The organism is Capnocytophaga sp. oral taxon 380 str. F0488, assembly GCF_000318255.2.
GTDB lineage: Bacteria > Bacteroidota > Bacteroidia > Flavobacteriales > Flavobacteriaceae > Capnocytophaga > Capnocytophaga ochracea.
Map to the genome: position 1 here is coordinate 50,691 of NZ_KB291185.1, position 12,366 is coordinate 63,056.

General features: G+C 39.8%; 13 protein-coding genes. 5 read left to right on the forward strand and 8 right to left on the reverse strand.

Going from position 1 to position 12,366, the window contains the following annotated elements:
• Positions 1-398: 398 nt before the first annotated feature.
• From HMPREF9078_RS02905 to metF, 5 genes are read left to right on the forward strand one after another with little or no spacing between them, the layout of a single operon-like run.
• Positions 399-1,373: an alpha/beta fold hydrolase gene (locus tag HMPREF9078_RS02905; protein ID WP_009419243.1), complete on the forward strand. Its 975-nt coding sequence runs from the start codon at positions 399-401 to the stop codon at positions 1,371-1,373.
• A complete protein-coding gene (locus tag HMPREF9078_RS02910) occupies positions 1,373-2,146 on the forward strand; it encodes a hypothetical protein (protein WP_009419244.1) in 774 nt (257 codons plus the stop codon). Before HMPREF9078_RS02905 ends, HMPREF9078_RS02910 begins: the two co-directional genes overlap by 1 nt.
• Before the next feature lie 4 nt (positions 2,147-2,150).
• Entirely contained in the window at positions 2,151-4,565 is a 2,415-nt protein-coding gene (thrA, locus tag HMPREF9078_RS02915; RefSeq protein ID WP_009419245.1) for a bifunctional aspartate kinase/homoserine dehydrogenase I, read from the forward strand.
• Positions 4,566-4,576: 11 nt separating this feature from the next.
• The gene (locus HMPREF9078_RS02920) at positions 4,577-5,170 is read left to right on the forward strand and encodes a GrpB family protein (protein WP_009419246.1); all 594 of its coding nucleotides are present in this window, start codon (positions 4,577-4,579) and stop codon (positions 5,168-5,170) included.
• The gene (gene metF, locus HMPREF9078_RS02925; protein ID WP_009419247.1) at positions 5,148-6,101 is read left to right on the forward strand and encodes a methylenetetrahydrofolate reductase [NAD(P)H]; all 954 of its coding nucleotides are present in this window, start codon (positions 5,148-5,150) and stop codon (positions 6,099-6,101) included. The genes HMPREF9078_RS02920 and metF overlap by 23 nt, the downstream gene beginning before the upstream one ends.
• A 27-nt stretch (positions 6,102-6,128) precedes the next feature.
• Here the strand turns inward: metF and yihA are convergent, their stop codons facing one another.
• The 8 genes from yihA to HMPREF9078_RS12095 all read right to left on the reverse strand — a co-directional run.
• Positions 6,129-6,728, reverse strand: a complete 600-nt coding sequence (yihA, locus tag HMPREF9078_RS02930) for a ribosome biogenesis GTP-binding protein YihA/YsxC (RefSeq protein ID WP_009419248.1) — start codon at positions 6,726-6,728, stop codon at positions 6,129-6,131.
• Positions 6,729-6,736: 8 nt separating this feature from the next.
• Positions 6,737-7,492: an alpha/beta fold hydrolase gene (locus HMPREF9078_RS02935; protein WP_009419249.1), complete on the reverse strand. Its 756-nt coding sequence runs from the start codon at positions 7,490-7,492 to the stop codon at positions 6,737-6,739.
• 214 nt (positions 7,493-7,706) lie between these two features.
• The gene (locus HMPREF9078_RS02940; protein WP_009419251.1) at positions 7,707-8,063 is read right to left on the reverse strand and encodes a hypothetical protein; all 357 of its coding nucleotides are present in this window, start codon (positions 8,061-8,063) and stop codon (positions 7,707-7,709) included.
• A 120-nt stretch (positions 8,064-8,183) separates the two neighbouring features.
• Positions 8,184-8,825, reverse strand: coding sequence for a pyridoxamine 5'-phosphate oxidase (gene pdxH, locus HMPREF9078_RS02945; RefSeq protein ID WP_009419252.1), 642 nt, complete (start codon positions 8,823-8,825; stop codon positions 8,184-8,186).
• Between the two features lie 159 nt (positions 8,826-8,984).
• A complete protein-coding gene (locus tag HMPREF9078_RS02950; protein WP_009419253.1) occupies positions 8,985-9,434 on the reverse strand; it encodes a PIN domain-containing protein in 450 nt (149 codons plus the stop codon).
• The gene (locus HMPREF9078_RS02955) at positions 9,431-9,697 is read right to left on the reverse strand and encodes a hypothetical protein (RefSeq protein ID WP_009417540.1); all 267 of its coding nucleotides are present in this window, start codon (positions 9,695-9,697) and stop codon (positions 9,431-9,433) included. The genes HMPREF9078_RS02950 and HMPREF9078_RS02955 overlap by 4 nt, the downstream gene beginning before the upstream one ends.
• A 133-nt stretch (positions 9,698-9,830) precedes the next feature.
• The gene (locus tag HMPREF9078_RS02960) at positions 9,831-11,948 is read right to left on the reverse strand and encodes a peptidylprolyl isomerase (protein ID WP_009419254.1); all 2,118 of its coding nucleotides are present in this window, start codon (positions 11,946-11,948) and stop codon (positions 9,831-9,833) included.
• 173 nt (positions 11,949-12,121) lie between these two features.
• On the reverse strand, positions 12,122-12,366 hold a 245-nt coding region (locus tag HMPREF9078_RS12095; protein ID WP_009419255.1), incomplete at its 5' end, for a hypothetical protein.

Sequence of the window (12,366 nt, forward strand, 5' to 3'; positions counted from 1 at the left end):
CCCATCTTACACCCTTTTTTCACCAAAAAACCTCCCAACTCTCTTCTGAAATCTTTCGTTTCCTTCCGAATCCTCCAACCCCTCCTAACACATCGCTTTTTCATCTCAAACTTTGCCAAAGTTGATTATTAGTGGTATTATTGACATTTCTGGTATTTCTAGCATTATTGGCATTTACCTCATTTGCTAATTCCCTTGCCTTTCTGAATGATTAAAATAAATGTAATAAAAACTATTTGTCTATTTAGAAAATTATTTTTACTTTTGCGCCTTTCAAAATCAATATAAAAATAATAGCGTTTTAACACAGAATTATTTTCCGATTAGAGTATCTGAAAAAGAAAATAATTCTAAATATATCTAAATGCTTTTCATATAAACTATTTCGCAACGCCTTTATGTCCGATATTCTACATTACCCTCTTACTGATTTCGTTACCTCTTGTGGGGTGCGTATTCCCGCTCTTAGGGTGTATTATCAAGTGTTTGGAAAAGCCTTAGGCACAGCTCCGGTGGTAGTGGTGAATCACGCTTTTACAGGTAATTCACAAGTAACGGGTGAAAACGGTTGGTGGAAAGAAGCTATTGGTGAAGGGAAGTTGATAGATACCCTTAAATACACAGTAGTGGCTTTTAATATCCCTGGCAATGGTTTTGGAGCACGCGAAGAAGATATGATTCCTAACTATGAGCATTGGGCGGGTATAGATGTAGCGCGCATTTTCAACAAAGGGCTCACTGAGCATTTAGGTCTCAATGAAGTGTTTGCCCTCGTAGGGTGCTCGTTAGGCGGCGGTATTGCTTGGGAAATGGCTGCCCTCGCCCCTACCCTTTTCAAAGAACTCGTAATTGTAGCTGCCGATTGGAAAGCAACTGACTGGATTATTGGTAACTGCCTCTTGCAAGAGCAGATACTCAAAAACTCTACACACCCCTTGCACGATGCACGTCTCCACGCGATGTTGTGTTACCGCACACCTCAATCGTTGAAACTGAAGTTTGAGCGCACTACTAACATTCCGTTGCAGTTGTACAATGTAGAAACGTGGCTCTTACACCACGGCGACAAGCTACACAAACGCTTTTCACTCTCCGCCTACAAACTGATGAACCAATTGGTAAAAACGATAGATATTTCAAAAGAACGCGGTAGTTTTGCCGAGGCTGTAGCGCCTATCACCGCACACATCACCATTGTAAGCACTGATTCCGATTTGTATTTCGTTCCTCAAGAGAACCGCGATACCGTAACTGAACTGCGCGAAATGGGAAAACCCGTAGATTATTACGAAATCCACTCCGTACACGGTCACGATGCTTTCCTGATAGAACACAAACAGTTAGAACAGTATTTAAAGAAAGTGTTTAATTAATGATTGATGATAAATTATTGATGGATAATGGGCTCAATATTATAGCTAAAAGCAACGGAGCTCAAAATGCAAATAAAGAACTCCTCTTATTATTGCTATTTTTTATAAGTGCATATGCGTTTACTTTTGCGCAGAGAAAAATAGAAGGTAAGTATTATATAAAGGAGAAAGAAATACACATAGAGTGTTGTGCTACTGATACCTACACGTTTTATAGCAATGGCATTTTTGATTATGCTGAGGAAGGTGAGTTAGGAATTGTTCATTATGGCAAAGGTCATTACACCCTCACGAAGGATTCTTTAGTATTAAATTACGATTTAACAGAGGTAAAATACCCTGGATATTATATTGCTGAACCTTATACTAATTATAAAGATTACATCACTTTAAACTTAACAGTATACGATTTAGAAAAGAAGCCTTTACCGAATGTAGATGTTTCTCTGTTTAAAGAAGGAGCGCCTACAGGAGGGGATACTGACGAAAATGGGAAATTGATTATAAAAGTACCTAAGACGAATGAAAAGTGTGCTTTATTACTCACCTATAATCACGAATCTATGTATAAAGTGGAATCTATAGACCTTAATTTATGCTATGATTTAGAATTTTACCTCACTAAAACTCCGATGAGCTTTTTTGATATAGGAAATGCTATTAAAGATGAGGTAAGTCGTTTTAAAATTGTAAAACTTAGAGGAGATGAGTTTGTGGTGCGTAATGATAAAAAAGGAGAAATTACTTTCAAGAAAGTAGAAGATAAAAAGTAAACAAATGAAGATATTAAAATTTGGTGGAAAATCACTTGCCAATGACGGCATTGAAAAGGTACTCAGTATCATTGCTGGGCTTGCTAAAACTGAACCTATATCAGTAGTAGTTTCAGCGCGAGGCAACACTACCGACGAATTAGAGGCTTTGCTCGAAAAAGCGAGTAAAGGCGAGGATTATACTGCCGACTTTCAACAGCTGAAAGACGAACAGCAGTATAACGATAGTGTATCGTTTGAGCCCGAATTTCAGTTGCTCGAAAAGCTCCTTGAAGGCGTTTCGCTACTGAAAGACTACAGCCCTAAGACCAAAGATTTGGTATTGGCACAAGGTGAACTGATGTCGGCTAAGCTTGTGGTAGCACTACTTCAGCAAAAAGGCTTGGAAAGTACTTTTGTGGATAGCCGTGAAATCTTCAAAACCGATGCTGTGGTAGGCAATGCGCAAATCATCAACTCAATATCCGAAAAACTCACTCGCGACCGCTTTGCAACCATTCCTCCTAATTGTGTGGCAGTGGTTACGGGCTTTATCGCTTCCACCGAAAAAGGCGACACTACTACCTTGGGGCGCAATGGCAGCAACTATTCGGCAGCACTTTTGGCTAACTACCTCAACGCTTCCGAACTGCAAAACTACACCCACGTCGATGGTATCTTCACTGCCAATCCTGAGTTAGTACCCGAAGCCAAAATTATACGTCATCTTTCTTACGAAGAAGCCAATGAATTGGCTAACTTTGGAGCTTCTATACTCCACGCCAAAACTATTATCCCACTCATTGAAAAAGGCATTCCGTTGCGTATCAAAAACACTTTTAACAGTGAAGACGCCGGCACGCTCATTCACCAAGAAAGCGTGCAAGAGGGCATCAAATCTATTTCAGTAATTAAAGACAATGCCCTTATCGTGATGGAAGGTCGCGGACTCTTGGGCAAAGTGGGCGTAGATGCGCGCATTTTTAAAGCCCTCGCACAAAAAGGTATCAGTGTGAGTATCATCTCACAAGGTTCATCGGAGCGCGGGGTAGGTTTGGTAGTAGCTTCTAAAGATGCTAAACTTGCTAAAGCTGCTATAGACGAGGAATTCTCACACGATTTCTACACCAATGATGTGAGCAGTGTGAGTATCGTAGAAGATGTAGCCGTAATTTCTATCGTAGGGCAACCGCTTGCTACCTTCCACCACCCTTATAACGCACTGATACGCAACCAAATCGTTCCTTTGCTCATCAATAATGCCGTTACAGGTAGAAACGTGAGTTTGGTACTCAAAACCGAAAAACTCCACAAGGCATTGAACGTAATCCACGGTGAAATCTTTGGGGTTTCACGCCGTATCAATTTGGTAATCTTTGGTAAAGGTACCGTAGGGGCTACCCTCATCGACCAAGTGATTGCCGCACACGACAATATACTCCACCGCAAGAATATCAGTTTGCGCATCGTTGCGATTGCTAATTCACAACAACTGCTCACCAATGCAAAAGGAATTGGCAGTCATTGGCGCTCTGCCTTCGATAAAGAAGCTGTGCTTTATAGTTTCGACACTTTGCAAGCCTTTGTAGATAAACATCACTTGGAGAACCTTATCGCCGTAGATGTAACCGCCAGCAAAACCTTTGTAGACAACTATATTCCACTTATCAAGAGCGGTTACGACTTGGTTTCAGCTAATAAAATAGCGAATACTATTTCGTTTGACTTTTACCAAGAGCTACGTAAAACTCTCAAACAACACCAAAAAACTTATCTCTACGAAACCAATGTGGGGGCAGGCTTACCACTGATAGACACTATTCGCCTCTTGCACCATTCGGGCGAGAACATCACCCGTATCAAGGGAATTTTCTCAGGAACGCTCAGCTATCTGTTCAACACCTTTTCAGCAGAAAACAAGCCGTTTAGCGAGGTGCTCCAGCACGCTATCAACAGTGGTTATACGGAACCCGACCCTCGTGAAGACCTTTGTGGTAATGATGTAGGTCGCAAACTGCTCATTTTAGCCCGCGAACTCGATTTAGGCAATGAGTTCAGCGATGTGAAGATACAAAACCTTATCCCCGAACATTTAAGAGAAGGCTCTGTGGAAGACTTTTTGCAACGTTTAGACGAGTTCAATGCGCCTTATCAGCAAATCAAAGAAGCCCAAGCCCCCGACCACGTACTGCGTTATGTAGGCGACCTTCACGGCGACTTAGCTTCTACCGAAACGGTACAGTTAGACGTATCGCTCGTATCAGTTCCGCGCAACAGTGCCCTTGGTCAGGTAAAAGGTGCCGATTCTATTTTTGAAATTTACACCGAATCTTACGGCGATAACCCTATCGTGATACAAGGAGCAGGAGCAGGCGCTTCGGTAACTGCACGTGGGGTATTTGGCGATATTTTAAGATTAGCAGAGAAAAGTAGGTTTTAGGGGTTAGGACTATGAATCAAGAAGAAAATCCTTTGTTACAAATGTCGTTGCAGGAATTGTGGCAACTGTTCCCTATCAATCTTACGCAGCACAACCCGTTGTGGAAAGAATGGTATGAGGAAGAACGCAGTTTCCTTTTAAAACAATTACCCTCTAACGAAGTGGTACGGCTAAGCCATATAGGTAGTACTGCTGTGGAAGGGATACAAGCCAAACCTATTGTAGATATGTTATTAGAAGTGAAGAGAGACAGTTCATTTCAGAAGCTAAAAGAAGTCATTTTACAATCAGGTTATCTATGTATGAATGAAGCAAACGATAGGATTTCTTTTAATAAAGGCTATACTATTAATGGGTTTGCAGAACGTGTATTTCACTTGCACTTGCGTTATGAAGGCGATAATGATGAACTCTATTTTCGCGATGAACTACAAGCACACCCATCGGTAGCCAAAGACTATGAAACACTTAAATTGTCTCTTTGGAAGCTTTTTGAGCACGACCGAGATGCTTATACCGCTCACAAAACAGACTTTGTGAAACAATATACACTGATAGCAAAAGAAGAATTTAAAGGAAAATATGAAAATAACAGACCATATTAAGAATGCCAAAGGAAAAACGCTCTTCTCCTTTGAAGTAGTACCTCCTAAAAAGGGAAATAATATTGAAGAGCTATACCGAAACATAGCCCCCCTAATGGAGTTCAATCCTCCGTTTATAGATGTAACTACCTCACGCGAGGAGTATTATTACATTGAACACCCCAATGGGCTATTGGAAAAAAAAGTAACCCGTATGCGCCCTGGTACCGTGGGTATTTGCGCGGCTATTCAGCATAAATACAAGGTAGATACAGTACCTCACGTGCTTTGCGGTGGTTTTTCAAAAGAAGAAACTGAGTACCTTTTGGTAGATTGCCTCTACTTGGGTATTGACAACGTAATGGCTTTGCGCGGCGATGCGATGAAAGAACAACGCTACTTTCAGCCTACTGAGGGCGGACATACTTACGCTACCGAACTCGTTACTCAAATCAGTAATTTGAACAAGGGGATTTACCTCAACGGTATTGCTGCCGACCATAAGGCTAATTTCTGTATAGGGGTAGCAGGGTATCCTGAAAAACACATTGAAGCCCCCTCGCTCACCTCGGACTTGGCGCGCCTGAAAGAAAAGGTTGATGCCGGTGCCGACTATGTAGTAACACAAATGTTTTTCGACAATCAGAAGTATTTTGAGTTTGTAGAGAAAGCCAAAGAAGCAGGCATCAATGTACCTATCATACCAGGGATTAAACCTATTGCTATTAAAAAGCACCTCAACCTGCTTTCACAAGCCTTTAAAATAGACTTCCCCGAAGAGCTCATCAAAGCAGTAGAAGCCTGCAAGAACAACAACGAGGTTAAACAAGTGGGTATAGAGTGGGCAATTCAGCAGAGCAAAGAGCTCAAAGCCGCTGGGGTACCTGTTTTGCACTACTATTCAATGGGAAAATCGGATAATATAGTGAAAGTAATATCAGAAGTATTTTAACAATTGATAATTGATAATTGACAATTGTCAATTATCAATTGATTTATTGATTTGTTCGATGTAATGGGTTAGTTCTTCTTTGCCGGTTTTGTTTTCGGCTGAAGTGACGAAATAAGGTGGAAATTCTTCCCAAGTTTCGAGGAGTACTTGTTGATAAGCAGCTATATTGCGTTCAATTACCAAAGGTTTGAGTTTATCGGCTTTGGTGAAGACAACAGCAAACGGAATGCCGTGTTCGCCTAACCATTGCATAAACTCTACATCTATCTTCTGGGGCTCGTGGCGCACATCTACTAATACAAATGCGCATACCAATTGCTGTCGCTCCTCAAAATATTTAGTAATAAATTGCTGAAATACCTTTTTAGTTTCTTTGGACACTCTTGCATACCCATAACCAGGGAGGTCTACTAAAAACCAACTATTGTCTATTTTGAAGTGATTGATGAGTTGGGTTTTCCCAGGGCGACCTGAAGTTTTAGCCAAATTCTTGTGATTGGTAAGCATATTTATAAGCGACGATTTCCCTACATTGGAACGCCCTATAAAAGCATATTCAGGTAAGTTTTCCTTGGGGCACTTACTCACCTGAGAGTTACTCATCACAAATTCAGCTTTTTTTATCATCTTACCTCCTATCTATTTTCAAGCCACTTATTTAAAATCTCGTTGAACTGTTGAGGGTGCTCCATCATTGGGGCGTGACCACATTTGTCTATCCAATGCAGTTCGGAATTAGGCAATAGTTCGTAGAATTCTTCAGCGACTTTAGGAGGGGTTACATTGTCATTCTTACCCCAGATGAGGCAAGTAGGGGTCTCCATTTTAGGCAAATCTTTTGCCATATTGTTGCGGATAGCACTTTTGGCAAGTGCCAAAGTTTTGATAAGTTTAGAACGGTCGGAGATATTAGCAAATACCTCATCTACAATTTCTTTAGTAGCTACAGCGGGGTCGTAGAACACTTCTTCGCATTTCTTTTTGATGAAATCGTAATCACCACGACGTGGATAGCCATCGCTCATTGCTTTTTCGTATAGCCCAGAACTACCTGTAAGCACTAATCCGAGTACGTTTTTAGGGTGCATTTTAGCATAGAGCAAACCTACGTGTCCACCAAGTGAATTGCCAAGCAGGATTACTTTTTCAAACTTCTTGTGTTTGATGAATTTCTGTATATATTTAGCCAATGTTTTCACTGAAGTTGTGAGCAAAGGCATAGAGAAGAGAGGCAGTTCGGGGACTACCACTTTATATTTGCTGGAAAAAAAAGAAACTACTTCTTCAAAGTTACTAAGCCCCCCCATCAAGCCGTGTAAGATAATGATAGGTGTGCCCTCACCTTTTTCGATGTATGAAAATTTACCTTCTTTTTTTACTTCTACTGTCATTGGTTTTTATCAAAAAGTTTTTTTGAGCTACAAAGGTAATATTTTTATTTCTATTTACGTGCAGGAAAGTGAAAATATTTTTTATCCTCTTTTGCTATTATTAACGCAAATAGTTATTTATTAAGCAAATACAATAAAATATCACATCGTACAACAATGTTTTTTCCAATGTGAAAAATAAGAAATAGTTACAAATTAGTAAATTAACCAAAGGTTATTGTAACTTATGTATGAGTTCTTGTAAATGAGTATTTCTTCTGAAAGAATATTCTTTGCTGCTACGATTGAGGTATTTTATAATATCAGCGGTTTTCTGGAGGGTAGCTTTATCATCGAAAAAAAACAATAGTTCTGAGATGATTTCTAAGGTATCTTCACTATTTTTATAGGCTAAAAGTATTGTATCTGTAGGAGTATTGATGAAATAAGTAAGTGTGTGTGGAGTATATTTTTCGGCTAAGTAGTCCAAATATTTGAGTTGCTCTTCTTTTGCGGGCTTTTTGCTCAATAGTGCGGTGAGCTCTTCAAAGAAAAGGTCTATTTGCCGTTTGAGGTAATCTTTCTCTATCATAGGATTTATATTGTATTATTATGGAACGAGCTACAAACTCACATCAGCGGAGAGAATATCCATAAAATTGACAATTCAACTTTGCCAAAATTTGAAACTTTGGCAAAGTGTGCGACTCTTTCACGGTGCTAATCGCTCTAATTTCCAATCGTAGTCTTGAGTAAGGGTGTAACGCAGACGGTCGTGTAGACGATTAGGGCGTCCTTGCCAAAATTCAAGGCTTTGTGGTCGGACTAAGAAACCTCCCCAATGCTCAGGACGGGGTACTTCTTTGCCTTCGTATTGTTTTTCTAATGCGTGCAGGTGCTCTTCGAGGTATTCTCTTGAAGGGATTACTTGGCTTTGTGGCGATACTATTGCCCCTAACTGACTACCCAAAGGGCGTGACTCAAAATAACCGTCGGAGGTATTAGCAGGGACTTTTTCAGCAATACCTTTGATGATGATTTGCCTTTCGAGAGATGGCCAGAAGAAAGATAAACACAAGTGAGGATTGGCGAGAATGGCTTTCCCTTTTTCGCTGTTGTAATTGGTGTAGAAAATAAAGCCTTCGTAAGTGTACTGTTTGAGGAGTACTACGCGGGTCTTTGGGTAACCATCGAGCCCTATGGTACTTACTGACATTGCATTAGCTTCGTCTACACTGTTGCTCTCATCGGCTTCGTAGAACCAGGTTTGAAAGAGCTGCATAGGATTCTCAGGAGCATCGTTTTCTAAAAGAGCACGCTTGTTGTACGTTTTTCGGTAGTTGCTTAAATCCATTTGTTTAGGTAAAAGATAAAAAGTAAAAGGTAAAAGGTTGGTGATGCAAAGATAAAAAATAATTAACAAACTTGAAAATTAGAATGGGCACGAGCTACAAGCTCGCGCCAGCTGAACTACAAGCTCGCGCCAGCTGAGGAAAATAGGAAATGGGGATAGTTAGTCAGTTGTTTTTTTATAACGTTTGGCTTTAAGGTCTTTGGTCGTCACACATATATCATAGCCCATTTCTTTTAGTCCTTTAATTAGTTCAAAGTCACAAGTCCATATCTTGTGTCCTTTTTCAAAATGAAGAGCTATAAAAGGATAGTCATCAGGATCGACAAACTTAGCTATTTCTTCTGCTTTATCTAAATATTGTTGGGGAATATCATCTACTTTAAAAAAAGTAATGTTCTGAATAAATTCTTCCAAAAGAATATTCGCTTGCTTTTTAGAAAGATTATTATTCTTCATAATTTTAGGCAAGTGTTCTTCTATTTCTTCTAAAAGGTAATCAGGAGCTATAAACTGAATGTTTTTCTTTTTATCTTTTAAAATATTAGCAATTACTCCATTGGGTTTATAAAAACAACTATAGATAATATTAGTATCTGAAATAACTATCATATTGCTTGTTTCTCTTTCTTTTTAGCGAGATCTTCTCTCCAACGTCTGGCTATATTTCTATTAGACTCTTTACTCATAGCCATTATTTCTTCGCGGTATTTGATAGGTATACCGTATTCATCTTCTTCTAAATCATCGTTGTAAGAGATAATTTCGTCAACCTCTTTGCTCATAGAAACTTTTGTAAAGTCAAGTTTCTTGGCATATTCTACAAAAGCTAAAGCTTGAGGATTGTTGTCCGTAATGGTAATTATGTAGGGCATAATCTTCTTTTTTTGGCAAAAGTAAAAAATAATTAGCAAATTAGCAAATTTGAAAAATTACTGAATGTAAGAAAACAGGAGTTAAAGACATACATCTTTAACTCCTGTTTTCTATTTTCCTAATTTCTATTTATTAATAGAAAGCACTTAGGTTTTCTTTAATAGTGGCAGTACTTTCCAATGATTTGAGAATACCTTGAGCAGCACGGTCGGTGCGGAGTTTCTCAACAGTTTCAGCATAGGTTTTGTAGTTGTCCAATGCAGGAGCTACAGTAGCTGAGGTAAGTTGGATTACGTATACCGCATTTTCGCCGTCGATAGGTTTAGAAAGCTGACCTTGTTTGAGTCCGAAGGCAGCACCTACTACTTTAGGTTCACGTCCTTCGCCTATAATAGTCGGGTTTTTCATTATGAGGTTCGCAGCGCTTTTCACTTCGGTTTTGTTAGCTGAAGCGATAGCTTCGAGGCTATTGCCTTTGGCTTTCTCTTTTAAGATAGCGGCTTTTTTCTCGCGAATGAGAATTGGTTTTACCATAGGAGTAGCCTCTTGTACTGAGCTAATACCTTCTTCGCCTTGTTTTACCAATTGGGCTACAATATAGTTACCACCACTGGTGAATTTCTTGATATCACCTATTTTAGTGTCCTTTTGGAACAACCATTGTACAATAGAACGGTTAGAGCCCAATCCTATAATTTGGTCGTCGTTCTTATGTAGGTTATCGGCACGGAGCACTGAAAGTTCACTTTTTTTAGCAATATTAGCAAACTCTTTGGGATTTTGAGCTGCCTTCATTTCGAAGTTGGTTACCTTAGAGAAAAGAGAGTTGATAGTCGCTTCGGAAGGGTCTACTTTACGGCTGATAGTAGCGATGTTCACTGCTTCGGCTTTATCAGTTACTTTTACTACGTGGAAACCAAAATCGGTTTCTACTATACCGATAGTACCTACAGCATTGTTGAAAGCAAATTCTTCAAAAGGTTTTACCATACCGCCTTTGGAGAAGAACCCGAGGTCGCCTGCACTGTAAACAGCTCCTGGTTCTTCGGAATTTTCACGAGCGAGTTGCGCAAAATCAGCACCTGCTACTTTGGCTTGAGCTAAAAGCTCTTCGGCTTTTGCCTTAGCTTCTTCCTTAGTACGGGTAGTATTAGGCGTAGCTGCCTGACTGCCGGCGTAGGCTATAAGAATATGACTTGCTTTCACAGCACCGCCTGGTTGTTTGGCAATCATACGGCTGAGTTTGAGACTTCCGTCTTCTTGATAAGGACCGAACACTTTGCCTACCGGAAGGTTAAAAAGAGTATCGGCGTAAGAAGAACGAAGATTGTCTTTATTTACAAAAGTGCTATCGTAAGGCACATCGGAATGACGGTCTACGAAATCTTTGATGTTTTTTGTTTTAGCAAAGCCTGCAATAGTATCGTTTTTATTGGTTTTGCTGTTAAACACTACTTCGGGTTGCAAGAGCTTGAGTAGGCTTTCTTTTTCGGTTTCAATATCGGTTTGCGATGGTTTTTCGCTCACTACTATATATTGGATATTGCGATAAGCCTCTTGCTTAAACTGTTTTTCGTGTTTCTTGATATAATCTTGTATCTCGCTATCGGTTACCTTTACGCTCTTATCATCGATAGAGCTGTATTGCAACGCTACATAGCTGATATCGGCGAGGTCTTTTTCTTGATGGTATTCCATTTCGGCTTCGGTATTGGTAACGCCGAGACCTGCGCGAATAAGGCTGAAATACATTCGCTGTTTAGCATCTTCGATAATAGCATCTTCTTGCATTTTCCACTGAGCATAGGCTTGCGGATTGGTGTTTTTGAGGGTAGCCAAATAGTTGGTGAATTTATTTGCGTCGAACACTCCGTACTCATTTACAAACTGAGGGTTTTGAGCGAGCGGTGTTTTAGCAAGAATTGCTAAAATCTGGTCTTTTTCTATACTGAGACCTAATTTTTCGATTTGTTGGTTGAGTAGGATTTGTTGGACGTTCTGTTCCCACACGTATTTAGCGGCTTCGATGCTAGATACTTGTCCGTTAGCTTGACGAGTAGCATTTTCGACTTGCTGACGGAATGCATCGATAGGTACCTCTTCGCCATTTACGCTACCTATTTCGTTGGGCGTACGGTTGCTAAAGCGCCCTTTACCTATGAAGTCGGAGATAATGAAAGCGAAGAGGGCGAGCCCAATAATCGCAATAAGGAATACGGTTTTACTTCTAATCTTTTCGAGTACTGCCATTGTTTATAAATCGTTTATAAAAGTATAAATTTGTATTGGTGTTATTAATCAAACGGCAAAAGTAATGCTTTTTGTGGAAATGCAAAAATAATTCTGAAAATTATTTAAGTAAAAGGTAAAAGGTAAAAGGTAAAAGGCTGTTGATTAAATGGTTAATGATTAATGGTTAGTGGTTAGTGGTTAATTGATAAATTAGAAAATGAGGTGCGAGTTACAAGATTGAACCAAAGGAGATTAACTTTGCCAAAGGTGCGAGCCGCACAGGCAGTCGTAGCAAGACAGGCTTTTAACTTTGCCAAAGTTTTAAACTTTGGCAAAGTGTATACCCCTAAAAGTGAGACATCTAAGCTATCGGAAGGGAACGAAAAAGTTCGGAAGTAGGTCGGGAGGGATTTTGGTGAAAAAAGGGTGTAAGGAG

Coding starts and splice junctions, on each gene's coding strand:
- HMPREF9078_RS02910 (WP_009419244.1), top strand. CDS start 1,373: ATGATTGATGATAAATTATTGATGGATAATGGGCTCAATATTATAGCT.
- HMPREF9078_RS02950 (WP_009419253.1), bottom strand. CDS start 9,434: ATGATAGTTATTTCAGATACTAATATTATCTATAGTTGTTTTTATAAA.
- HMPREF9078_RS02920 (WP_009419246.1), top strand. CDS start 4,577: ATGAATCAAGAAGAAAATCCTTTGTTACAAATGTCGTTGCAGGAATTG.
- HMPREF9078_RS02935 (WP_009419249.1), bottom strand. CDS start 7,492: ATGACAGTAGAAGTAAAAAAAGAAGGTAAATTTTCATACATCGAAAAA.
- yihA (WP_009419248.1), bottom strand. CDS start 6,728: ATGATAAAAAAAGCTGAATTTGTGATGAGTAACTCTCAGGTGAGTAAG.
- metF (WP_009419247.1), top strand. CDS start 5,148: ATGAAAATAACAGACCATATTAAGAATGCCAAAGGAAAAACGCTCTTC.
- thrA (WP_009419245.1), top strand. CDS start 2,151: ATGAAGATATTAAAATTTGGTGGAAAATCACTTGCCAATGACGGCATT.
- HMPREF9078_RS02940 (WP_009419251.1), bottom strand. CDS start 8,063: ATGATAGAGAAAGATTACCTCAAACGGCAAATAGACCTTTTCTTTGAA.
- HMPREF9078_RS02905 (WP_009419243.1), top strand. CDS start 399: ATGTCCGATATTCTACATTACCCTCTTACTGATTTCGTTACCTCTTGT.
- HMPREF9078_RS02960 (WP_009419254.1), bottom strand. CDS start 11,948: ATGGCAGTACTCGAAAAGATTAGAAGTAAAACCGTATTCCTTATTGCG.
- pdxH (WP_009419252.1), bottom strand. CDS start 8,825: ATGGATTTAAGCAACTACCGAAAAACGTACAACAAGCGTGCTCTTTTA.
- HMPREF9078_RS02955 (WP_009417540.1), bottom strand. CDS start 9,697: ATGCCCTACATAATTACCATTACGGACAACAATCCTCAAGCTTTAGCT.